The 21,336-nt window shown below is 69.5% G+C and carries 19 protein-coding genes and 3 pseudogenes; 10 read left to right on the top strand and 12 right to left on the bottom strand.

The genetic code is table 11. The annotated features are described in order from the left end of the window. Window positions 1–116: 116 nt before the first annotated feature. The 4 genes and pseudogenes from OG622_RS13040 to OG622_RS13055 all read left to right on the top strand — a co-directional run. Window positions 117–839, top strand: a complete 723-nt coding sequence (locus OG622_RS13040; RefSeq protein WP_371575964.1) for a VOC family protein — start codon at window positions 117–119, stop codon at window positions 837–839. A 327-nt stretch (window positions 840–1,166) separates the two neighbouring features. Continuing rightward, window positions 1,167–1,364, top strand: coding sequence for a DUF4236 domain-containing protein (locus OG622_RS13045; protein ID WP_371575966.1), 198 nt, complete (start codon window positions 1,167–1,169; stop codon window positions 1,362–1,364). A gap of 141 nt (window positions 1,365–1,505) precedes the next feature. After that, on the top strand, window positions 1,506–3,035 hold the full coding sequence (locus tag OG622_RS13050; protein ID WP_371575968.1) for a helix-turn-helix domain-containing protein: 1,530 nt from the start codon (window positions 1,506–1,508) through the stop codon (window positions 3,033–3,035). A gap of 681 nt (window positions 3,036–3,716) precedes the next feature. Next, window positions 3,717–3,875: pseudogene (locus tag OG622_RS13055) on the top strand (transposase); the annotation flags it as partial. An 11-nt stretch (window positions 3,876–3,886) separates the two neighbouring features. Here OG622_RS13055 and OG622_RS13060 read toward each other — a convergent pair. The 5 genes and pseudogenes from OG622_RS13060 to OG622_RS13080 form a co-directional block, all read right to left on the bottom strand. Continuing rightward, a pseudogene (locus OG622_RS13060) lies at window positions 3,887–4,926 on the bottom strand (IS630 family transposase). A 36-nt stretch (window positions 4,927–4,962) separates the two neighbouring features. Continuing rightward, the gene (locus OG622_RS13065) at window positions 4,963–5,100 is read right to left on the bottom strand and encodes a hypothetical protein (protein WP_371575970.1); all 138 of its coding nucleotides are present in this window, start codon (window positions 5,098–5,100) and stop codon (window positions 4,963–4,965) included. 126 nt (window positions 5,101–5,226) lie between these two features. Beyond that, window positions 5,227–6,543, bottom strand: a complete 1,317-nt coding sequence (locus OG622_RS13070) for a cation:proton antiporter (RefSeq protein ID WP_371575971.1) — start codon at window positions 6,541–6,543, stop codon at window positions 5,227–5,229. Between the two features lie 354 nt (window positions 6,544–6,897). Beyond that, window positions 6,898–7,065 (bottom strand): hypothetical protein, encoded by a 168-nt coding sequence (locus OG622_RS13075; protein ID WP_371575974.1) that lies wholly within the window; start codon window positions 7,063–7,065, stop codon window positions 6,898–6,900. 625 nt (window positions 7,066–7,690) lie between these two features. Further along, window positions 7,691–8,905 carry a lactonase family protein gene (locus tag OG622_RS13080; RefSeq protein WP_371575976.1) on the bottom strand — a complete coding sequence of 405 codons (1,215 nt, stop codon included), beginning with the start codon at window positions 8,903–8,905 and terminating at the stop codon, window positions 7,691–7,693. Between the two features lie 334 nt (window positions 8,906–9,239). Between OG622_RS13080 and OG622_RS13085 the strand changes: the two genes are divergently transcribed. Beyond that, complete coding sequence (locus OG622_RS13085) at window positions 9,240–9,476, top strand: hypothetical protein (protein ID WP_371575978.1); 237 nt, start codon at window positions 9,240–9,242, stop codon at window positions 9,474–9,476. Window positions 9,477–9,629: 153 nt separating this feature from the next. Here the strand turns inward: OG622_RS13085 and OG622_RS13090 are convergent, their stop codons facing one another. Then, window positions 9,630–10,202 carry a DM13 domain-containing protein gene (locus tag OG622_RS13090; protein ID WP_371575979.1) on the bottom strand — a complete coding sequence of 191 codons (573 nt, stop codon included), beginning with the start codon at window positions 10,200–10,202 and terminating at the stop codon, window positions 9,630–9,632. Between the two features lie 459 nt (window positions 10,203–10,661). Here OG622_RS13090 and OG622_RS13095 point away from each other — a divergent pair, with 459 nt between their 5' ends. The 5 genes from OG622_RS13095 to OG622_RS13115 all read left to right on the top strand — a co-directional run bounded on the left by OG622_RS13095 (window position 10,662) and on the right by OG622_RS13115 (window position 16,814). Beyond that, window positions 10,662–12,197, top strand: a complete 1,536-nt coding sequence (locus OG622_RS13095) for an alanine/glycine:cation symporter family protein (RefSeq protein WP_371575981.1) — start codon at window positions 10,662–10,664, stop codon at window positions 12,195–12,197. Between the two features lie 418 nt (window positions 12,198–12,615). Next, window positions 12,616–13,101 (top strand): cation:proton antiporter regulatory subunit, encoded by a 486-nt coding sequence (locus OG622_RS13100; RefSeq protein ID WP_371575982.1) that lies wholly within the window; start codon window positions 12,616–12,618, stop codon window positions 13,099–13,101. 5 nt (window positions 13,102–13,106) lie between these two features. Next, entirely contained in the window at window positions 13,107–14,360 is a 1,254-nt protein-coding gene (locus OG622_RS13105; RefSeq protein WP_371584085.1) for a cation:proton antiporter, read from the top strand. 494 nt (window positions 14,361–14,854) lie between these two features. After that, window positions 14,855–15,109, top strand: coding sequence for a hypothetical protein (locus OG622_RS13110; RefSeq protein WP_371575984.1), 255 nt, complete (start codon window positions 14,855–14,857; stop codon window positions 15,107–15,109). 946 nt (window positions 15,110–16,055) lie between these two features. Continuing rightward, a complete protein-coding gene (locus OG622_RS13115; protein WP_371575986.1) occupies window positions 16,056–16,814 on the top strand; it encodes a DUF4142 domain-containing protein in 759 nt (252 codons plus the stop codon). Between the two features lie 33 nt (window positions 16,815–16,847). Here the strand turns inward: OG622_RS13115 and OG622_RS13120 are convergent, their stop codons facing one another. The 6 genes and pseudogenes from OG622_RS13120 to nhaA all read right to left on the bottom strand — a co-directional run bounded on the left by OG622_RS13120 (window position 16,848) and on the right by nhaA (window position 21,332). After that, window positions 16,848–17,519, bottom strand: a complete 672-nt coding sequence (locus OG622_RS13120; RefSeq protein WP_371575988.1) for a hypothetical protein — start codon at window positions 17,517–17,519, stop codon at window positions 16,848–16,850. A gap of 306 nt (window positions 17,520–17,825) precedes the next feature. Further along, window positions 17,826–18,359 carry a MarR family winged helix-turn-helix transcriptional regulator gene (locus tag OG622_RS13125; RefSeq protein WP_371575990.1) on the bottom strand — a complete coding sequence of 178 codons (534 nt, stop codon included), beginning with the start codon at window positions 18,357–18,359 and terminating at the stop codon, window positions 17,826–17,828. Between the two features lie 34 nt (window positions 18,360–18,393). Next, window positions 18,394–19,068: pseudogene (locus tag OG622_RS13130) on the bottom strand (PP2C family protein-serine/threonine phosphatase); the annotation flags it as partial. Window positions 19,069–19,282: 214 nt separating this feature from the next. Continuing rightward, entirely contained in the window at window positions 19,283–19,549 is a 267-nt protein-coding gene (locus OG622_RS13135) for a hypothetical protein (RefSeq protein ID WP_371575992.1), read from the bottom strand. Between the two features lie 124 nt (window positions 19,550–19,673). Then, window positions 19,674–20,006: a hypothetical protein gene (locus tag OG622_RS13140; protein ID WP_371575994.1), complete on the bottom strand. Its 333-nt coding sequence runs from the start codon at window positions 20,004–20,006 to the stop codon at window positions 19,674–19,676. Window positions 20,007–20,015: 9 nt separating this feature from the next. Further along, the gene (gene nhaA / locus OG622_RS13145; RefSeq protein ID WP_371575995.1) at window positions 20,016–21,332 is read right to left on the bottom strand and encodes a Na+/H+ antiporter NhaA; all 1,317 of its coding nucleotides are present in this window, start codon (window positions 21,330–21,332) and stop codon (window positions 20,016–20,018) included. Window positions 21,333–21,336 lie beyond the last annotated feature (4 nt).

Below are 21,336 nucleotides of genomic sequence, written 5' to 3' on the forward strand. Positions count from 1 at the left end.
AGCATTGTGGCCCTCATGGGCAGGGGGACGAGCCCCGTCCGCGGCTGGACAGGTCCCGTCTGCGGCTGGACGAGCCCCTCCGCGGCTGTGAGTCAGCGGATCGGAGATCCCCGGGCATGACTTCTCACCTCCACGCGCTCTCCTTCGACGCGAACGACCCTGTCGGTCTCGCGCGCTTCTGGGCCGGCGTCCTGGACTGGGAGACGGCCGACGACCCCTACGACGGCATCGCGCTCGCGCCGAACGACGACACCGGGTTCCGGCTCCGTTTCCTGCCGAGCCAGGAGAAGAAGACCGTCGCGAACCAGATGCACTTCGACCTGACCAGCAAGTCCCTCGACGACCAGCGGAGGGTCGTGGCGAGGGTGCTCGAACTCGGCGGCCGGCACATCGACATCGGCCAGCTCCCGGACGAGGAGCATGTGGTCCTCGCCGACCCCGAGGGCAACGAGTTCTGTGTGATCGAGCCGGGCAACAACTTCCTCGCGGACTGCGGATTCATCGGGGCGCTCGCGAGCGACGGCTCGCAGGCGGCCGGGTACTTCTGGAGCCGGGCGCTGGGCTGGCCCCTGGTCTGGGACCAGGACGAGGAGACCGCGATCCGCTCACCGCACGGCGGTCCGAAGATCACCTGGGGCGGTCCGCCGCTGGCTCCGAAGCCCGGGAAGTACCGCCTGCACTTCGACCTCGCCCCGCCCTCCGACGGCGATCAGCGGGCGGAGGTCGACCGTCTCGTCTCCCTCGGTGCGACGCGGATCGACATCGGCCAGGGCGAGGTCGACTGGGTGGTGATGGCCGACCCCGACGGCCACGAGTTCTGCGTACTGCCACCCCGCTGACGCGAACGGCCGGGGCCGATGCCACGGATCCGGGCGGGGCGCTCCCGCGATCCGGGCGGGGCGTGACCCACGCGGGCGGCACGTGACCGTGCCGGGCAGGGCCTCCCGATCCGGGCGAGACCTCCCGATCCGGGCGGTGACCAGACCGCTTCCGCCGCCCAGCCCCCGCCCCGGCCTTGCCCCTTACACTCCGCTGCCGCCCGACACACCCGGGCCTCCGACCCCGGCTCGCCGCCAATACCCCGCACGGAAGCCGCAGTTGTCGACAGGCGGTAGGGATGCGAAGCGCCGAAAGGGGTACCCGGTGTGCATCGGAAGGAGGCACACATGCCGCTCACGTTCCGCAAGAGTTTCCGCATCCTGCCGGGTGTGCGACTGAACATCAACAAGCGTTCCTGGTCCCTCACCACCGGTGGCCGCAACGGCCCCCGGCACACCCACAGCAGCACGGGACGCCGTACGACCTCGATGGACCTGCCCGGTCCCTTCGGCTGGCGCCGCACACGCGGGGCCAGGCGCCACTGAGCCTCACCGGCGGCCCGCCCACCGCCGACGAAGGCGTCCGAGTCCCACGGCTGACACCCCGTCACCTGAACGGGCCATCATCACCACCCCCAACGGACCCCCCAAGAGGTGCCATCTCATATCTGAGATAACCTCGGGCCCATGGCAGACGACTACCTCGAACGCATCGGCAAGCTCATCCGTGACGCAAGGCAGCATCGAGGCTGGACTCAATCGCAGCTGGCGGAGGCGCTCGGCACCAGTCAGAGCGCGGTGAATCGTATCGAGCGCGGTAATCAAAACATCAGCCTTGAGATGATCGCCCGAATCGGTGAAGCCCTGGACAGTGAGATCGTCTCGCTGGGTTACGCGGGGCCGATGCATCTGCGGGTGGTCGGCGGGCGCCGGCTGTCGGGGTCGATCGACGTGAAGACCAGCAAGAACGCGTGCGTCGCGCTGCTGTGCGCCACCTTGTTGAACAGGGGGCGCACAGTGCTGCGCCGGGTGGCCCGCATCGAGGAGGTGTACCGCCTTCTGGAGGTGCTCGGCTCCATCGGCGTACGCACCCGGTGGATCAACGGCGGTGTCGACCTGGAGATCGTGCCGCCGGCCGAACTGAACCTCGACGCGATCGACGAGGAGGCGGCCCGCCGCACCCGCTCGATCATCATGTTCCTCGGCCCGCTGCTGCACCGCGTGGACCACTTCAAGCTGCCCTACGCGGGCGGTTGCGATCTCGGGACGCGGACCATCGAGCCGCACATGATCGCGCTGCGCCGGTTCGGCCTCGACATCACGGCCACCGAGGGGCTGTACCACGCCGAGGTGGACCGGTCCGTCACTCCCGGCCGGCCGATCGTGCTGACCGAGCGCGGCGACACGGTGACCGAGAACGCGCTGCTCGCCGCCGCCCGCCACGACGGCGTGACCGTCATCCGCAACGCCTCCTCGAACTACATGGTCCAGGACCTCTGCTTCTTCCTGGAGGCGCTCGGCGTACGGGTGGAGGGCATCGGCACCACCACGCTCACCGTGCACGGGGTGCCGCGCCTCGACGTGGACGTCGACTACTCGCCCTCCGAGGACCCGGTCGAGGCGATGAGCCTGCTGGCCGCCGCGGTCGTCACCGAGTCCGAACTGACCGTGCGCCGGGTGCCGATCGAGTTCCTGGAGATCGAGCTGGCAGTCCTGGAGGAGATGGGCCTCGACCACGACCGCTCACCGGAGTACTTCGCCGACAACGGCCGTACGCGCCTGGTCGACCTCACCGTCCGCCCCTCGAAACTCCAGGCACCGATCGACAAGATCCACCCCATGCCGTTCCCCGGCCTGAACATCGACAACGTCCCGTTCTTCGCGGCAATCGCCGCCGCCGCGCAGGGCCAGACGCTCATCCACGACTGGGTCTACGACAACCGTGCGATCTACCTGACGGACCTCAACCGCCTCGGCGGCCGCCTCCAGTTGCTGGACCCCCACCGCGTCCTGGTCGAGGGCCCCACCCGCTGGCGCGCCGCCGAGATGATGTGCCCGCCCGCGCTGCGCCCCGCCGTCGTCGTCCTTCTGGCGATGATGGCCGCCGACGGCACGTCCGTCCTCCGCAACGTCTACGTCATCAACCGCGGCTACGAGGACCTCGCGGAGCGCCTGAACACGGTGGGGGCGCAGATCGAGATCTTCCGGGACATCTGAGCGGCGCTGGTGCCGTGCCCCTTGAAGCAAGGGGCACGACACCTCAACATGCCAGCTGACCTGCTGATACTCACCTTCACGACCCTTCACTGATCACTGTTGTTTTTCGGCACCTTGTGCAACGCACGTGCAAGATGATCTTGAATGGTTGACAATACGTCAGAGTTGCCTGAGCATCCGTCAGCCTTCACGGAGGGTTGTCGCCAAAGTGGCCTCGCAACGTCCGATGTCGGTCGCGTCACGCCGACCACGTCTGGTCGACCCTCGGCACCGACGCCGAAGACCCGGCAAGCCACCCCGGTAGTCGTTACGGTGCCGAGGCGGCGCCCCTTGCCGATTCGACAATGCCCTTCGGCCGTCGGCCTGAAGTCACCAGTTGGATGGGTGTTGCTTGTACTGACTCTCGCACCGCACCGCGATCACCATGAATCGACTCACGCAGCAACCCTCCGACGCTCCCCCGGGCGTTCACATAACGTTTTTCGGTATGCGAGTTTTACCCATGTCCCGCTTTGGGCGTCTTCAACAGGTAGGAGCTATTCACACTCTGCAGGGCCGAGCACTCGACTGTCCGTCTCGTGTGGCTTTACACCCGAAAACCCGTCTGATTTTAAAGACCCCAGAATCGCCCGAGTTCCAGCGGAACCCGCTCCTCCGTCGTATTCATGATCACGCTGCGCCGTGAACGAGCGCAAGCCGTACCCCAGCGACCTGTCCGACGCCCGATGGGCCCTGATTGAGCCGACATTGACGGCCTAGAGAACGGCCCGCCTCGAACGCCGCCCGACGGGGCAGCCGGCCAAAGTTGAACAGCGCGACGTATTCGACGCACCCCTCTATTGATCAGAAACTCAAGGGTTTTCTTCGAGGGTGTAGCGGACGTGGGGCCGCCGAAGTAGCCGCGGACGATGTGGGGCTGGCGCTGGCGGCGGTGGAAGAACCTTCGGGTCTCGGCTGCGAGTCGGGCCTGGCCGCGGGCCCTGCTGCTCATGGGCAGGCTGCGTTTGAGGTCGGCGTTGACGAGTTCGTCGGGGTTCAGTTCGGGCGAGTACGAGGGCAGGAAGTGCAGCTCGATCCTGTCGGCGTGGTCGGCCAGCCATGTGCGGACCGCGCGGGAGCGGTGTGCGGAGTGACCGTCCACCACGAGGTGGATCTTGCGGTCGAAGTGGCCGATGAGCCGGTCGAGGAAGCGGCACATGACCTTCGCGTCGAAGGTCTCGGTGAACACCATGAAGTGCATCCGGCCCCTCGTGCTGATCGCGGACATCGCATTCACGGAGAACCGGTTGCCGGTGCGGCGCACGACGGGGGTACGGCCCTTCTCGCCCCAGGTGCGACCGGTGACCTGATCGGAACGGATACCGACCTGGTCGGCGAACAGCACCTCACCGTTCCCGGCCCTCGCCGTCGCCCGGATCGCCGGCCATGTCACCTCCAGCCAGGTCCGCACCGCCTCCGGGTTCTGCCCGACCGCGCGCTTGTCGGGCCGCTGGAACGACAGTCCCCAGCGCCGCAGGTACTTGCCCACCCCGGGCTCGGTCATCCGCACCCGATACAGCTTCGCGATCAGCTCACCCACCTGGCCACGCGTCCACAACTGACCACGAAGACCCAGGTCACACGGCAGATGATCCAAAATCGCCTGCCGCACCGCCGCCTGCTCGACCCCGGACAGCACCTGATGCTCACCCACGCGCCGCCCACGCGGACGCGCCCTCAGCGCCTCACGCCCACCGGCCTGCCACTTCGCCCACCAGCCGTCCACCGCCTTGAGCGAGACCTTGAACACCGCCGCGACATCCTCGCGGCCCCGGCCCTCCACCAGCGCGGCCACCGCCCGCAGCCGCAACGCTTCCTGCGCCGACGGCGACAACTGCCGTGCGTCCCCCACCAGTTCACTCACGCAGCATTCAACAACCCAGAACGCTTACCGTTTCGGATCAATAACACGACTGATCCACAAGGCGGAGTCGCACACCACGGTCTCGAAGCCTGCGTCCTCGTAGGGCAGGTGCTCGATGTCCCCGGTGGTGAAGAGGGCATGGTCGGCCAGTCCGACAGACACGGCGTCGGCGCGTAGTCGATGCCGTCCGCTCTCGCCGCGTAGGCGTCGGTAGGCAGGACTGCGGTGGTACCGCGACCCGAGGAAACGCTGGTCAAGGCCCCACGGCCTGAGCTCCTGTCGAGACGATCATGTTGCCGGGCCGGGTCCGGTGCTGTCCGTTCCTCCGTTTCCGTCTGTGCCCTCTGGTCGCGGGGGTGTGGCAGTCCGTAGCCGGTCGAGCCGGGCCACGACCGGTCCCGCCGTGACGCCGTGCAGCACGACCGAGGCCAGTACGGTGAACGTCACCACCGCCCACAGTTCCCGCTCCGGCACCGGGAAGTCATGCTGTCCCAGTGCGTAGGCGAGGTAGTACAACGAACCGATGCCGCGGATGCCGTAGCCGGCGATCACCCAGCGCTCCCGATCCTTCGGACGGCCCCCGAGCAGCCCTGCCCATCCGGACAGCGGCCGGATCACCACCAGCAGTACCAGCGCGGTGACGGCTCCCTGCCAGGTCAGGGAGGCGAGGCCGCCCAGTGCGATGAAGGCGCCCAGCAGAAACAGCACCGCCGCGGTGAACAGGCGCTCGATCTGCTCCACGAAGTCGTGCAGGACGTTGTGGAAGCCGTGGGCGCGCTCGGCCGCCCGGATGGCGCACGCGGTCGTGAACACCGCGAGGAACCCGTAGCCTCCCGCCAGCTCGGTCACCCCGTACGACAAGAACGTGGCGCCCAGCGCGACGAAGCCCTCGCGGTGTTCGGACAGCCGCAGGACGGGCGAGCGGGTAAGGAAGAACAGCCAGCCCAGCAGCCGGCCGACCAGCAGCCCGCACAGCACCCCGACCGTGCACTTGAACGCGACGTCCTCCAGCGCCCACGCGCCGACCCAGTCGGCCGACCAGCCGCTGCCCGCTGCGGCGGCCAGCGCCACAGCCGCGTATGTCAACGGGAAGGCGAGCCCGTCGTTGAGGCCCGCCTCGCTGGTGAGAGCGAACCGCACCTCGTCCTCATCGTGCGGGTCCTCCGTGGGCTCCCCCACCCGCACCTCCGAGGCGAGCACCGGATCGGTCGGCGCCAGCACCGCCGCCAGCAGCAGGGAGGCGGCCGGCGGCCAGTCCAGCAGCCACCACGCCACGAGAGCCGTGCCCACGACGGTCAACGGCATCGTGACGCCCAGCAACCGCCAGGTCGTGGCCCAACGACGTCGGCCGACAGGCCGGTTGAGCGCCAGCCCGGCGCCCATCAGCGCGATGATCACGCAGATCTCGGTGACGTGCTCCGCCAGCAGCCGGTCATCCACCGGATCGATCACCGGCAGCTGCAGCGGCAGTAGATACACACCGATGCCGCCCACCAGGAACACCAGCGGCAGCGACAACGGCCGTCCAGCCACCAACCGCGGCAGCACCGCCGCCAGCAGCGCTCCCACCCCCAACCACGCGAATACCCCATCGGCGATCGTCACTACGCTGCGCCCGTCCTTCCGCCACGCCACCGAACGAACCCGCGCGCCGCACGAAACCGCGGCCTGCTTCGCTCCCGATCCCACGCCCGTAGAAGGCCGACGCGACATCGGCCCCGCCCCGCGTACCCAATTCATCAACACGGCACTACGGAACGGACCATGCATACATAACGCCGCATTTCACCAGAGAAACGCCCACGCGGCTGGTGTGTGAAGGAGCGACTGCCGCCCCGGGCGTGGTCGGGTCCCAGAGATCATTGCTGTTTCCGGCCGCGGACCACACAGGAGAGCCATGAGACGGGACAACCCTGCAACGGTCCGGAGGGAGGGGCCGCAGGCCGAACCCGGACAGAGCTACGGTCCCTCTCGCCTGACCGCGTCCGAGCGGTCAGCGAGAATGCCGAGAGCGGCCCACGAGCCGACGCGCGAGCGGCTGCCGGCTTGGCGGAAGCCCTTCACCGGCTTCCGGCCGACGATCGTGGTGATCTCGGCACGGCGCCGGTCGGTGAGACCGAGACCCATGCACGTCACCTACACCTTCGAACCCCACTCGGACGGCACCGCCGCCCCGCATCCACGTCCGCGGCGGCGAGGCCGGGCTTCTAGCGTCTCGCCGCCCCGCTCCTGGCCCGCCAGGTCCGCGCCAACTCGCCAACTTCGCCAAGGACCTGCGCGACCTCGAAGCCAAGCTCGTCGAACAGGGGTGAGCCCAGGCATGCGTTGCCGTGCGGGCTTGGAGGGAGCCGGGTCTGCCACATCGACCGCCGGGTCCGCGCGGCGTCCCGTCATCTCACCCGTCGTGCCCGCCGCGCGCTCTTGCGACCACTCCGGCAGCCGCAAGACACAGGATGCCGAGAAGCAGAACGGGAAGACCGGGCCCAGGCAGCACCCACATCACCGCGCCGCAGAGAGTGAGCGACACACCGGCGGCCGCAAGCGGACGTACGGCTGTGCGCCTGGTGAAGGGACCGAACATGAAGCGACTCCAGCAAAACGGGGGGCCGGTGCACCCAGGAGGACCGTACCCACACACGGCGGGTCGGCCACCCCGGACCGGGCGACGGCCCTGTCGGGTGTCGCCTCCTCTGACGCAACGCAGCGCCCCGGAGGAACTCCGGGGCGCCGCACCGCGGTGGCCGCCTTCCCTTTACACCGCGGCGATGCCCTCCATGCCGGACTCGGCGAAGGCGGGTAGTCCCGTCGCGGTCGTGACCTTGGTGAGGGAGCCGTTCCTGCCGACGCGGAAGCCGTCGACCGTGCCGGAGACGGCGTTCTGCACGTACAGGAACTTCTCGTCCTCGGTCACGGCCAGGTCGATGACGCCCTGGGACAGGGCCGACGGCGGCGTCGCCACGCCGACGTCGTTGGTGAGCGCGAGGCGACCGCGCTTGTCCATGCGGTAGCCGCTGACCGTGGAGTTGCCGGTGTTGCCCCCATAGAAGAAGTCACCGGCACGCTCCAGCCAGCACAGCGTCTCCTGGCCGTTGGCCAGCGGCCTCTGTACGACCTTCAGTGTGCCGTCGGCACGCACCTTGTACGTACTGACCGTCGACTTCTCCGCCTCGGCCACCAGCATCCGGCCGCCCTGGTCGAAGGTGATGGCGAACGGCACCCCACCGGCGGAGTCGTTGACGACCGGCCGCCGCGCAGGGCGCCCGTCAGGCCGCAAGGGGAAGACCTCGACGGTGTTCGCGGACTTGGTGGTGACGACGAGCGCACGACCGTCCGGGGTGAACGCGACCTGGCCGGGCGAGCTACTGAACAGCGGCACCTTCTCGTTGTCCAGCCCGAGGGAGCGCTGCGAACCCCGCAGCGGCTTCAGCCCGTCGGCGGTGATCCGGAAGCCCTGGACATTTCCCTCTCCGCCCGCGTTCATGACGTACGCCAGTTGGCCGGAGACGGCGATCGACGCCGGGAAGTCGCCCCCGGAAGCCACCATCTGCCGGTCCGTCAGCTTCTGGCCCTCGACCCGGAACGAGGTCACCGTGCCGCTGCCCGCATTGACCGCCAGCAGCCGCCCCGACCGGTCGTCGTAGACGAGCGAGCCCTGGGAGGCGAGGGAGTCGGTCGGCGCGTCGATCTGGTCGCCGCCCTTGCCTCCGGTGGCGTATCGGCCCGCGGCGGTCAGCGTGCCGTCGTCGCCGCGCTTGAAGACGTGGATGGTGTTGCCGTCGAGTTCGTTGCCCTGCACGAACACGGCGTGATCGGCGCCGGCTTCCCCCGACCCCGCGTACCGGCGGCCGGTCTCCCCCGCCGAGGCGACGGTCACCGTGGCTACCGCCGCCGCCGCGGCGAGGACCGCGGCTGCACCGACGGTCAGCCGAACCTGTAGCGAGGACCTGCGCCTGGTGTGCCTGCTCATACGTCGCTCCTCAGACCCCTCCGCCACCCCGAACGGTGGTGGGCGGAGCCAGAGTTGCTGACGAGAGGCCTGTGGCTGAAGGGATTCCGACTCCGCGTCAGGTTCTCGTAATAACCCTGACGACTACGTGACGACCACTGCGGCCCATCGGGGCACCGCAGAGGCTCCGGCGCTGACGGTCACGCCCCTGGCGCCCCCCGTTTTGCGCTGTGCAATTATCTAGTGGGGGCCCATCCGGCGGCTCACCGCCCGGTGCCCAGGAGTGACGACGGCAGAATATCGAGGCGCAGGTCGGTGTGTCGGCCACCGGAACGCCGGACAGTAAGCCCCGCATGTGCGGCTGCCGTCGGCCCGGCCCGTCACCGCCCCGTCCGCCTGCCAGGACCTGACCCTGCCGGCGCCGGCTGGGGACGCGAGCCCTGTTACGGAAGACACGTTCCTGGGGTTCGGCCGCACCGCGGCCCTGGCCATGCTTGCGGTGGCGGTCGTCGTCATCGTGGGCGCGGGTGTCCTCACCGTGCGCACGCTCCGCGGAACCCGGACGGCGAAGGAGGAAAGGGCCACCGTGTGACACCGGCGCACACCGAGCGAACCGACTCCAGGCGACCGGATAGGAGAGGCCCGGCCCGGCGAACAGCCGGGCCGGTGCCCAGCCGTGCAGTCGGTACCGCTCCACGGCTGATTCACGCCGGCACGCCGCACAGCCCGCGGACGAGTAACGCGGTCAGGCGTCGGCCAGTTCGGCGGCGCCGAAGGACACGTCGAAACGGTCGCACCAGATGCTGACGCTGGTGTAGCGGGAAGGGTCGACGTCGGGGGGCACGGTGTAGTTCTGACTGCCCTTGTTGCCTTTGAGCTTGCCGAGGTTGACGTACTCGCCGTCGTCGAAGACGCGCCAGCCGGCTGTGCCCTCCTTCACCTGTGCGTCGGTCAGCCACACGCGCAGGTCCGGGCCGTTGCTGGTGTCGAGGTTCTCCAGCCGTACGACGTGGGAGCCGTCGGCCAGCCGTACGAGCTTCACCGTGCCCGAGGTGGCGTGCTCGTGGCTGATCAGCTCACCGCTCGCCAGCGTCTGCGGCCCGGGAACCGGTGAGGGCGACATGGAGGGGGATGCCGAGGGCCCGGCCGTGGGTGAGGCCGACGTGGCCACGGCACCGGGCAGCGCCTCCTCCACGGTCTCGTCCTGCCACAGCTTCCACGGCTGGAACCAGTACAGCCCGAGACCGACGCCGACGACCGCCAGCACCAGGCCCCCGATGACCAACGGCCTGCCCAGCAGCTTCCGCACACGTTCCATGCCCGCCCCGTTTCCAGAGAACTTTCCGTCGCTCCCCATTCAACGGGCCAGGAAGACGCCATGAAACCCGCGAGAGATGACGGAACACTTACGTCGCCGCGGCCGTGCCCCATTGCACGTGCCCATCCCGTAGATGTCCGGTGAACGGTTCTCGACCTCCGCATAACGGTCCGATCTCGCTCGCTGGCAGTTTCGGCGGTAACCGCAGGTTACGTGATCCGCGTCACTAAAGAGTGAGTAAAGGGCGTGGTAGAACTGCGCAACTCCGCAGGTGGCGTCGCTCGTCGCCGCAGCGCGGAGCGGTCGGCATGCACCGGCAGCACGACCAGGGCGTTCACGATCCGCATGCGCGGATCGCAGGCCCAGCGTCGCCGATCGGACGACGACGTTCGTTCAGAGACCGCCCGCCAACCGACGGCACTCCCCGTGCCCCGGTCCCGCACCATCGAGGTAGCCACCGTGTCACTCGACTCCGTCACCCAGTCCGTCGACGAAGCCGTCAGCGACTTCTTCGAACCCATAGCCAAGTGGCTCGGGGAAGTCGTCTTCTACGCCGTTCCCGTCGGCGGAACGGACCTGCCCCTCATCGTCGCCTGGCTCGTCGTCGCCGGCCTGGTCTTCACCGGCTGGTTCGGGTTCGTGCAGGTCCGCAAGTTCAGACTCGCCGTCGACGTGGTGCGCGGGAAGTACGACGAGAAGGGGTCGGCCGGCGAGGTCAACCACTTCCAGGCGCTGACCGCCGCCGTCTCCGGCACGGTCGGCCTCGGCAACATCGCCGGTGTAGCCGTCGCCGTCTCCATCGGCGGTCCCGGCGCGACGTTCTGGATGATCCTGTGCGGCCTGCTCGGCATGGCCACCAAGTTCGTCGAGGTCACCCTCGGCGTGAAGTACCGCGAGGTGCACGCCGACGGCACGGTCTCCGGCGGCCCGATGCACTACCTGCCCAAGGGCCTCGCCGACCGATTCGGCGCCAACGGCAAGAAGCTCGGCAAGGTCCTCGCGGTCCTCGCCTCCTTCATGATCCTCTTCTTCGGACTCTTCGGTGGCAACCTCTTCCAGGTCAACCAGTCCTACGCGCAGCTGGTCTCCGTCACGGGCGGCGAGGACGGCCTGATCGGCTCCTCCGCCGGCGCCTTGTTCTTCGGCATCCTCGTCGCCGCGCTCGTCGGCATCGTGTTGCTCGGCGGCATCCGCTCCATCGCCAACGTCACCAGCAGGCTCGTGCCCGCCATGGCCGGCATCTACATCGCGGCCTGCCTGGTCGTCATCCTGGTGCACGTCACCGACGTCCCGTCCGCGATCGGCACGATCATCGAGGGCGCCTTCAACCCGGAGGGTGTCGCCGGCGGCGTACTCGGCGCGCTGATCATCGGCTTCAAGCGGGCCGCGTTCTCCAACGAGGCGGGGCTGGGCTCCGCGCCGATCGCCCACTCCGCGGTGAAGACCAAGCACCCTGCCAGCGAGGGCCTGGTCGCCCTGCTGGAGCCGTTCATCGACACCGTCGTCATCTGCACGATGACCGCGCTCACCATCGTCATCGCCAACCCGGCCAGTTGGGCCGAGGCCCGCACCGACAACTCCATCGGCGGCGTCACCATCACCTCCGACGCCTTCGAGACGGTCCTGCCCTGGTTCCCCTACATCCTCACCGTCGCGGTGATGCTGTTCGCCATCTCCACCGTGCTGACGTGGGGCTACTACGGCCTCAAGGCATGGACGTACCTCTTCGGCCGCAGCAGGGCCAGCGAGCTGACGTACAAGGTCGTCTACACCCTGTTCGCGATCACCGGTTCGCTGCTGACCCTGCAGACCCTCATCGACATGGCCGACGCGGTGCTCTTCATGCTCGCCGTCATCAACATCATCGGCCTGTACCTCCTCGCCCCCGTCGTCAAGCGCGAGCTCAACTCCTTCCTGGAGTTCGTCCGCGCCCGCGACGCCGGTGAGATCACCGATGGCGACGATGACCAGGAGTCGGTGAAGACCACCGTCTGACCGCCCCTGCGGCCCGGCTCCCGAGCGAAGCGAGATGGGGGCCCCGGCCGAAGGCTGGGGGAGGGTCCGTGCACATCGCGCCTTGGTTGTGTACGGACCCGCTCGTTGTACGGGCCTGTTCGGCGGACCGCCGGCCGGCCAGAACACCTACCCGGACCGTGGCTGAGGACCAGCAGCCGGGCCGCCTCTTCCACCTCACCAACGTCCAGCGCGCCGTCGCTGAGCTTGGAGAGCGCGTTGAACCACTGAGGGGCCAGGTCCGCATCGGCCATCGCTGATGGCTCAGCAGCTCCAGCCGCTCCGAAGCGACGCACACCTGCGGATCATAAGATGAGCCTCACAATCCGGATCCGGTCACTCTTCAGGGCGGCTTCCGCACGCGAGCCGCGAGGAACGCCGCCGACAGAAGGGGGAGAGCATGGGCGCGCCACGCCTGAGCAGCACACCGTTGCCGGGAATCGGTGTCCGCTACGACCTGACGACGCGGGAGAACCGCCGCCTGTCCGTGGTCGCCCACCGGGACGGGCCGCGCACGATCAGCGCGTACCGGGAGGACGACCCGGACGCGTGCGCCCTGTCCGTACAGCTGACCGCCGAGGAGGCGGAAGCCCTCATCGACGCTCTGATGCCGGCCCACCACAACCCGAACCTGCTGTCCACCACCGGCCTGGGGCTCGTGGCCGAGCGCATCGAGCTGACGGCCGCATCGCACTGGAACGGGCGCCTGCTGGGCGAGACCCGGATGCGCACCGAGACCGGCGCCTCGATCGTTGCCGTGCTGCGCCGGGCCGAGGCCATTCCCTCCCCCACACCGGGCTTCCGGCTCGCTGGCGGTGACACGCTCATCGTCATCGGCACCCGCGAAGGCGTGGAGACGGCCGCCGCGATACTCGGGCGGGAGTGACCGTCGTGCACTCCTCCGCGGTCTTCCTGATCGAGTTCGGCTGCATCATCCTGGCCCTCGGGCTGCTCGGCCGGTTCGCCGGACGCTTCCGGTTCTCCCCGATTCCGCTGTACCTGCTGGCCGGACTCGCCTTCGGCAACGGCGGGCTGCTGCCGCTGGGGTCCAGCGAGGAGTTCGTTGCCATCGGCGCCGAGATCGGCGTCATCCTGCTGCTGCTCATGCTGGGCCTGGAGTACACCGCCAGCGACCTGGTCTCCAACCTCAAGACCCACTACCCCGCCGGTCTCGTCGACGCCCTCCTCAACGCCCTGCCCGGCGCCGCCATGGCGTTGCTGCTGGGCTGGGGGCCGGTCGCCGCCGTCGTCCTGGCCGGCGTCACCTGGGTCTCCTCCTCCGGCGTCATCGCCAAGGTCCTCGGCGACCTCGGCCGCCTGGGCAACCGCGAAACCCCGACCGTCCTGAGCATCCTCGTCCTCGAAGACCTCTCCATGGCGGTCTACCTGCCCATCCTCACCGCCCTGCTGGCCGGGGCCGGCCTGGCGGCAGGCAGCGTCACACTCGCCATCGCCCTCGGCGCGGCTGCCCTCGTCCTGGTCCTCGCGGTCCGCTACGGCCGCCACATCTCCCGCTTCGTCTCCAGCGACGACCCCGAGAAGCTCCTCCTCGTGGTCCTGGGCCTGACCCTGGTGATCGCCGGACTCGCCCAGCAGCTGAACGTGTCCGCCGCCGTGGGCTCCTTCCTCGTCGGCATCGCCCTGTCCGGCGAGGTCGCCGACGGCGCGCACAGCCTCCTGGCCCCGCTGCGGGACCTGTTCGCCGCGGTGTTCTTCGTCTTCTTCGGCTTGAACACCGACCCCGCCAGCATCCCGCCCGTCCTGCTGCCCGCCCTCGCCCTGGCCGTCGTCACCGCCTGCACGAAGATCGCCACCGGCTACTGGGCCGCCAAACGTGCCGGCATCGCCGCCAAGGGCCGCTGGCGAGCCGGCGGCGCCCTCGTCGCGCGCGGCGAGTTCTCCATCGTGATCGCCGGACTCGCCGTCGCCGCCGGCATCGAACGGTCCCTCGGCCCGCTGGCCACCGCCTACGTCCTGATCCTCGTCCTCCTCGGCCCACTCACCGCCCGCTACACCGAACCGCTGGCCACACGTCTGCTCAGGCATCGCCGCCCACGACCCGCCCCGAAGCCCGACGACACCACACCGCCGCCGGCGGACGCGTACGAGACCATCAGCGATCAGGACGCCGTCGGCCACGCGTGACGATCGCGCGTGGGACTGCTTGCAGCAGACAAGCCCGAGCCTCAGGCCGCGGACTCCAGGCCGTCATTTCACAGAGATCGATGCGACCACGCAGATGGATCCCACCAGCACTCCGGACAGCAACCATGCGCTGTTGGATGGTTGCGTTCGCCAAACCCGTTTCGGTCCGAGGCGGAGCTTTCAACGGCCGATGCGATGTCCGGTCCAGCATGTGCCTGATCCAGGCAGCGATGGTGTCCGCGCGGGCCGGCAGCGGGTCCGTTCCTTCCGCTGCACAGAACCGCAGGTGGTCCTCGACCGCCCGCCCGTATGCGTCGTTCGTGTTGGGTGCTCGCCCGATGTTGGCTGTGAACTGCAGCCACCGGCGAGCCAGTTGATGCTCTGCGACAGTGGGGAACTTGCCCCACGGGATAGGGGCCATAACTGCACGGTAAGGGCTTGTAGCCGTGACCGCGCGTAGCTGACAGGATCTGACTCATCGAGCGCGAGGAGGCATGAAGATGAACCATCGGGACCGCGCGATAGCCCGATCCGTAGCTCGCTACTGGGCACAGCGGCTGTTCGGAATAGTCGCCATCGGTTCCTTGACACTGTTGGGCCTGGTCGCGCTGACGAACGGACCCGAGACGTTCATCTTCTTCCTCAAGCGAGGCAGCCTGTCGCCACTCATCGAGATCTTCGTTGTAGCGACGTCGGCATGGCTGCTCCTGATGGCTGGGGCGCGCGCCAATCGACACGAAACGGCCTAATTCTGAGCTGCCCGTGGACGCCAAGATGATCTCTACCTTCGAATGCGTACTCGTAGCCGACCCGCATGAAGCATCCGGAGTTCTCGGCTCCGGCGCGGTGTATTGGGCGTCCTGGGCGAGGAGGTAGTCGGCACGCTCGCGCTGGGTGCCGTCCACCGCGAAGCCGCGCAGCCCGGTAGCCTTCGGGCGGCGGTCTGCGAGCCCACTCCCGATAGCCAGGTCCAGCACGTCGCCGTCGAGGCGGGCCAGCAGTCGGCGGAACGAGATCTCGGCGGGCAGGACCCGCCTGGGGCAGAAGCGGATCGAGGTCGGCACCGACCTGTTCCAGCCCAAACCCAGGCGCATCAGCGGTCCATTCGCCGACCGCCGACAGCGAGGTCGCTGCACCCAACGCGCGTGCGGTGAGAGCGAGCACGACGGCCAAACGGTGGCGCACCCCTCAGGGGTCAACACTTCGGCCGCACCCGCCGCCAATTGACACCGAACCCTGCTCCTGCCGACGGCCTCGTCGCCGCCTTCGGCTCCGACACCCTCTTCTCCTGCAAGGCCGACGCCCGTCCCTGCCCTTTGGAACACGGCGTCAAGGTGTATCCCGACCCCCACCGCAGCGACGGGCCACGCCTGTCACCCGACACTCGGGAAACGGTCGAGCACGGCGGCAACCTCGCCCTGCGCACCGGGACACCCGGCGGCGGATCAGCCCGGGACGGCCCGTTCGAGGCGACAGGGGCTCGAACGGGTAGAGGGACGGCCATTCCGCGTTCTCGCAGGTCGGAGCGGATCGCGTTCTGGCCGCAACGCGCCCAGCCCGAGCACACTGCAAATTTTACCCAGCGCAATGATTCATTCGCCCGTCCCGTCCGTATCTCCTGGCGACCCAGCCGCACGGCGAGTCCGGCACACCACGTCGGACTCGCCGTGCGGCCACCCGCAGCCAGGAGATGCCATGAGTCGTACGTGGAGCATCGGAACGATCTTCGTGAGTGGTGGTCTCCTGCTGACCGTCGCCGCGCTCGCCTACCCCGCCATGGTGGGGGTCGAGAAAGCGGCCACGGGCTCGGACCGGATCATCGCCAACACCCGGTACGGCCCGCTGACGGAGGCCGACCGGGACTTCGTCGTCAAGGTGCGTGCCGCCGGGCTGTGGGAGTACCCGCTCGGCGAGATGGCCATGGAGCGTGGTACGACGCCGGAGATGAAGGAGGCCGGCAAGCATCTGGTCGTCGGGCACGCCGGCCTCGACGAGCTGTGCCGCAAGATCGCTCCCGAGCTGAACATCACCCTCAACAACCAGGCGAGCCCGCAACAGCAGCAGTTCGTGGCGACCGTCGACGCGGCCACCGGCAAGGAGTTCGACTCCACCGCGGTGCAGATCATGCGCGTCACGCACGGTCAGATCTTCCCGACCATCGCCAAGATCCGGGCCAGCACGAGGAACACCATGGTGCGCCAGCTCGCCGACCTGGCCAACGACACCGTGCTCGACCACATCACCGTGCTGGAGAAGACCGGTCTCGTGAACCACGACCAGGTCAACTACCAGCAGACCAACCCGCCGAAGATCCCCAGCGAGCAGGCCACCCCGCCCGTGCCCCAGCAGGGAGCCCCGATGGTCGTCCTGACGCCTCGCCCGGACCTCAACGTGCAGACCGCCGCCCCGACGGCCAGTCCGACAGCCGGCGCGTCGCCGTCGCCGGCGGAGTGACACGGCCACCGGTTCACCGCGCCGGCCTCGTCCTCAATCGGCTGGAGGACGAGGCCGGATCCCCGTTGCCGTAGGGGCGGGGCCCAGCCGGAAGGAGCGCACGACCGCGACCGCGCACCCGACGACCAGCGCGCAGGCCAGGGCAGCGACGCCCGCCAGTCGGCCACGCTCCGTCTCCAGATCCACGCCGCGGGGCACAACCTTGCCCTCCGGGTCGTAGGCGACCATGAGCCCGTCCCCCGGCCGGGTCGATCCCCCGCAGCCCCGCCAGATCCTCGTACTGAGAGGAACGCCCTCGGAGCTGGTCACCGAGCACAGGTAGCGGCCGTCCCGGGTGCCCGCACCCGGCCCGCCCTCGACCGAGGTCACCACCACCGGCCGCACCCGGCCGCGTTGCTCCAGCACCAGTCCCGCGGCGGCCTGCGGAGTCAGCAGTGCCAGGCACACCCCGAGCACCGTGACGATCCCGACGAGCGCCCGTCCGGCCCCGGTGACGAGCAGATACACGCCCAGCGCGGCGGCGGCGACCAGCCCTGCCTCCCCACTGGCGAGGGCCGGCCGCCCGGTCCACACCCCCCACGTCCCCACACCGACGATCGCGCCGGACGCCAGGAGCCCCGCGAACAGTCCTTCGGCGAGGAGCCACCACGGCGGCAGGCCGACGAACTCGGCGGGCCCCCACACGGCAGTCCTCAGATGGGACATCAGTCCCGCTTCCGCCACGGAGGGTTGCCGACACAGTCTGTGCATCCGCCACTCCACCCCCGGGTCGTCCACTGTCCGCGAATCGCGACGCCCCATCGTGGCGCCCAGGGGCAACGGCCCGCACCGTCTTCACCAGCACATACGGGAACGGCCTACGCTGCCGGGCTCCGGCAACCAAACCCCGCACCGCCATCCCCCAGCCACCCTTCACGACTCTCTTGCATTATGCAAAATCTGTCATCGGGCGGGGCGGGGGCGGCCCACACACGTCGAACGGCGGCAGGAGCCGGGGATGATGACGCGCCCTCAGGCGTCGCGCCCCACCGCCGTGTCCACCCAGCCCAGCGGATACGGCTCCGCGTCGTCCGCCGCCGGAGCCGGTGGCTCCCCGCCCGCCTCGTTGAACGCGGTGAGCGCCCCGACGAGCGCCGACCGCTGGTCCGGAGCGATCCGCTCGACGATCGCCGCGATCTCGGCACGACGCCGGGCGGTGACGTCCGCGACGGTGCGCCGCCCCTCCTCCGTGAGCTGGAGCATGGTCTCGCGGCGGTTGTCCGGGTTGACCTGACGGTCGGCGAGCCCGGCCGCGATCAGCCGGTCGACCATGCGCATGGCCGTCGACGGCGCCACCTGGAGCAGGTCCGCGAGGACGACCAGTTTCGTGGCACCACGGGTGGACAACACCACCAGCATGCGGAACTGCGGCAGCGTCACCCGCTCCTCGACCTCGGCCAGGGAGCGCGCCGAGACCGCCACCAACAACCGCGACGCGGTCAGCACCGCACGAGTCACCGCATCGACATCATCCACGTCCCCCACAGGGGCCTTACGCTCCGCCATGCCTCCCTTTCTACGCGCCGAGGCACCCGTGCGCTCAATCGGCCGGAACAGATTTTCCCTTTCCATGACCGTGGTGGCGCAGCGGGAGGTCTGCCCGGTCGGCGAGCGGGCAGAACGAGCCGTGCTCGTCGCGGGCCTCGGCGACACCGCCGGTGCACAGCAGCAGCTGCTCACCGGGCTGGAACGCCACCGGGTACGGTTTCGGGCCATCGCCTCCATGGGCACCCAACCCGAGCGGTAAGGCGTAGGAGGGCGGCTCTGGGAAGTCGACGGTGCCGTCCCGGCGTACGCGCGTCGGGGCCGGATGGCCGTAGTTGAGGAACACGATCTCGCGGTCGGAGCCGAACTCGGCGAGGACCGCCGTGACGAACTTCTCCCTCTCCGACTCCCGGCCCACACTGCGCTCCCGCCGCTCGCCGAGCCCCACCGGGGCGGGTTCGTCGTGGGCGGCCTCACAGAAGGCGCCGAGCACCACGGCGGCCGTCTCGACCGCGGCCAGTCCCTTGCCCTGCACATCGCCGACGATCGCCCGGAGGCCGTGCGGCGAGGCGACCACCTCGTACAGATCGCCACCGATCCGCGCCTCGGCGACGGCGGAGGTGTCCGACACCGCCACCTGCAGCGGACCCGTCGTCAGGGGCACGGTCCGCAGCACCCACTGGGCGATCTCGGCGAGAGAACCACGCCCGTCCAGCTCCGGCTCCGTGCGGCCGTCACCCTGCCCAGCGGTGGCTCGCATGGACCCTCCGGCCGAGACGCGGTACGGCCCGCACTCCGGGCCGACCGTACGCATCGATCACGCCTCGCCCGACTCCGGACGGGCAGCAGATCGTGAGCCTTCATCACACCGGCCCGTCGGCTCCTCGCACTCGCCGAAGCATCCGCATCCACCCCCGCAACGCCGATAGGCCAGAGACCAGGCCCTACGTGCGAGGCGGATCCAGGAGGAAGGCGACCAGACCGCCCGCCAGCAGCGCCCACGCAAGGATCGCGGCCCCGGCCTGCTGCCAGCCCATCACGGCGATGACCAATGTCGTGGCCAACCCTGCGGTCATGGCGCGGCCACTGGCGACGAACGCCCACTGTTTCCGTGCGCTGCCCGGTCTGCGGATCTCGCCGATCGCGGTCCTGATCACCAGTGCGGCGATGACGACGACCACCGGCATCAGTGACGTCGCGGCCGGGTTCACGGCGTGCCTTCGAGGAAGTGCCGCATGCGTCGGGCGGCAGTGACCATGCCGAGCCGCGTCACGTTCATGCCCTCGCGTTCGACGACGGCGACCAGGGGGCTGTGGGTGCGGGCCATGAGGGCGGCTACCTCCAAGGGGCGGGCGTCGGGGCCGACGACGGAAGGTGGGTACAGGCGACGTGGCGCCCGTTCCGCCGCGGTGAGTCCGACCAGCCGTTCGGCGAGTTCGGCATCATGCTGTTCGCCTGAGACTCGGGCGAGTGTCGGGTCCTCGGCGACGTGGACGGGGATGAGCGCCCGGTGAGCTGGGAGCCGGGCACCAAGGCGTACGGCTGTCCGTCGGTGTCGAGGACCGGCAGGGCCGGCAGCGGCTGCTCGGGCGGCGGGCGGGCCTCGCTCGTCGCGTCGTCGTCCGTGGTCACGAAGGGGCAGGGCTCGGCGAGATCCCGTGCGCTCATGGCCGTCCTTCAGGCTGTGCCCTCGCCGCCGTCGCGGCAGGGGGCTGTGTGCTGGTAGATGTCGGGGATGCCGTCTGCGTCCTCGTCCCGTGTCTCGTCCTCCCACAGGCGGCGGTAGATCCCGTTGCGGCGTTTGACCAGCCCCGCCGCGAGCGTCGCGGCGATCAGTGAGCCGAGCAGCACCGCGGCCTTGATGTGCTCGGCGTCGGCCGGGTCGGGGAAGGAGAGTTCGCCGATCAGCAGGGCGACGGTGAAGCCGATGCCTGCCAGCACCGCCAACGCGAACACGTCCGCCCACGCCAGGTCTGGGTTGAGTCGGGCCCGGGTGAACCGGGCCGCCAGGTAGGTGGCCGCGAAAATCCCCACCGTCTTGCCCACGACCAGACCGAGCACCACCCCCAGCGGCTCCGGACGCGTGAACACCTCACCCACCGCGCCGGCCGACACGCTCACCCCGGCGGCGAACAGCGCGAACAGCGGCACCGCCACCCCGGCCGAGACCGGCCTCAGCAGATGCTCGGTCCGCTCCCCGGGCGAGGCGTCCTCGCCCTCGTCGCGGACGGTCCGCAGGATCAGGCCCATCGCCACACCGGCGACCGTGGCGTGCACGCCGCCGTTGTACATCAGCGCCCAGGTCACCACGCCGAGGGGTACGTACCACCACCAGCCGCGTACCCGGAACCGCTGCAGCACGTAGAACACGACCAGCCCGGCCACGGCCCCGGCGAGCGCGGCCGAGTTCAGGTCACTGCTGAAGAAGACCGCGATCACCAGGATCGCGCCCAGATCGTCGACCACCGCGAGGGTCAGCAGGAAGGCCCGCAAGGCCGAGGGCAGGTGGGTGGAGAGCACCGCGAGGACGGCGAGTGCGAAGGCGATGTCCGTGGCCATCGGCACCGCCCAGCCCTGACCGCTCCCCCCGCCGAGCCCGGTGGTGGCCAGGTAGACGGCGGCGGGCACCGCCATGCCGCACAGGGCGGCGATCACGGGCAGGGCGGCGGTGGCCGGGGTCCGCAGTTCGCCGACGACCAGTTCACGCTTCAGCTCGATCCCGGCGACCAGGAAGAAGACGGTCAGCAGCCCGTCACTGGTCCAGTGCCCCACCGACAGATCCAGGCCGAGCGCGGATATCCCGAAGTGGAAGTCGCGGATGTCCTCGTAGGTGCCGCTCCACGGGGTGTTCGCCCAGACCAGCGCCACCACGGCCGCCGCCAGGAGCACCAGCCCGCCGACCGTCTCCGTGCGCAGGGCCCGGGCCACCCGCATCTGCTCCGGCCAAGGCAGCAGGCCGAGGAAGACGGAACGCTCGCGGCGGGGGACGGTCATCCGG

The sequence above is a fragment of the Streptomyces sp. NBC_01314 genome (assembly GCF_041435215.1).
GTDB lineage: Bacteria > Actinomycetota > Actinomycetes > Streptomycetales > Streptomycetaceae > Streptomyces.

Excerpts from the sequence above, each read along its gene's own strand:
- OG622_RS13040 (WP_371575964.1), top strand. The coding sequence starts at position 117 with ATGACTTCTCACCTCCACGCGCTCTCCTTCGACGCGAACGACCCTGTC.
- OG622_RS13045 (WP_371575966.1), top strand. The coding sequence starts at position 1,167 with ATGCCGCTCACGTTCCGCAAGAGTTTCCGCATCCTGCCGGGTGTGCGA.
- OG622_RS13050 (WP_371575968.1), top strand. The coding sequence starts at position 1,506 with ATGGCAGACGACTACCTCGAACGCATCGGCAAGCTCATCCGTGACGCA.
- OG622_RS13075 (WP_371575974.1), bottom strand. The coding sequence starts at position 7,065 with ATGGGTCTCGGTCTCACCGACCGGCGCCGTGCCGAGATCACCACGATC.
- OG622_RS13080 (WP_371575976.1), bottom strand. The coding sequence starts at position 8,905 with ATGAGCAGGCACACCAGGCGCAGGTCCTCGCTACAGGTTCGGCTGACC.
- OG622_RS13090 (WP_371575979.1), bottom strand. The coding sequence starts at position 10,202 with ATGGAACGTGTGCGGAAGCTGCTGGGCAGGCCGTTGGTCATCGGGGGC.
- OG622_RS13100 (WP_371575982.1), top strand. The coding sequence starts at position 12,616 with ATGGGCGCGCCACGCCTGAGCAGCACACCGTTGCCGGGAATCGGTGTC.
- OG622_RS13110 (WP_371575984.1), top strand. The coding sequence starts at position 14,855 with ATGAAGATGAACCATCGGGACCGCGCGATAGCCCGATCCGTAGCTCGC.
- OG622_RS13115 (WP_371575986.1), top strand. The coding sequence starts at position 16,056 with ATGAGTCGTACGTGGAGCATCGGAACGATCTTCGTGAGTGGTGGTCTC.
- OG622_RS13120 (WP_371575988.1), bottom strand. The coding sequence starts at position 17,519 with ATGTCCCATCTGAGGACTGCCGTGTGGGGGCCCGCCGAGTTCGTCGGC.
- OG622_RS13125 (WP_371575990.1), bottom strand. The coding sequence starts at position 18,359 with ATGGCGGAGCGTAAGGCCCCTGTGGGGGACGTGGATGATGTCGATGCG.
- OG622_RS13140 (WP_371575994.1), bottom strand. The coding sequence starts at position 20,006 with ATGAGCGCACGGGATCTCGCCGAGCCCTGCCCCTTCGTGACCACGGAC.
- nhaA (WP_371575995.1), bottom strand. The coding sequence starts at position 21,332 with ATGACCGTCCCCCGCCGCGAGCGTTCCGTCTTCCTCGGCCTGCTGCCT.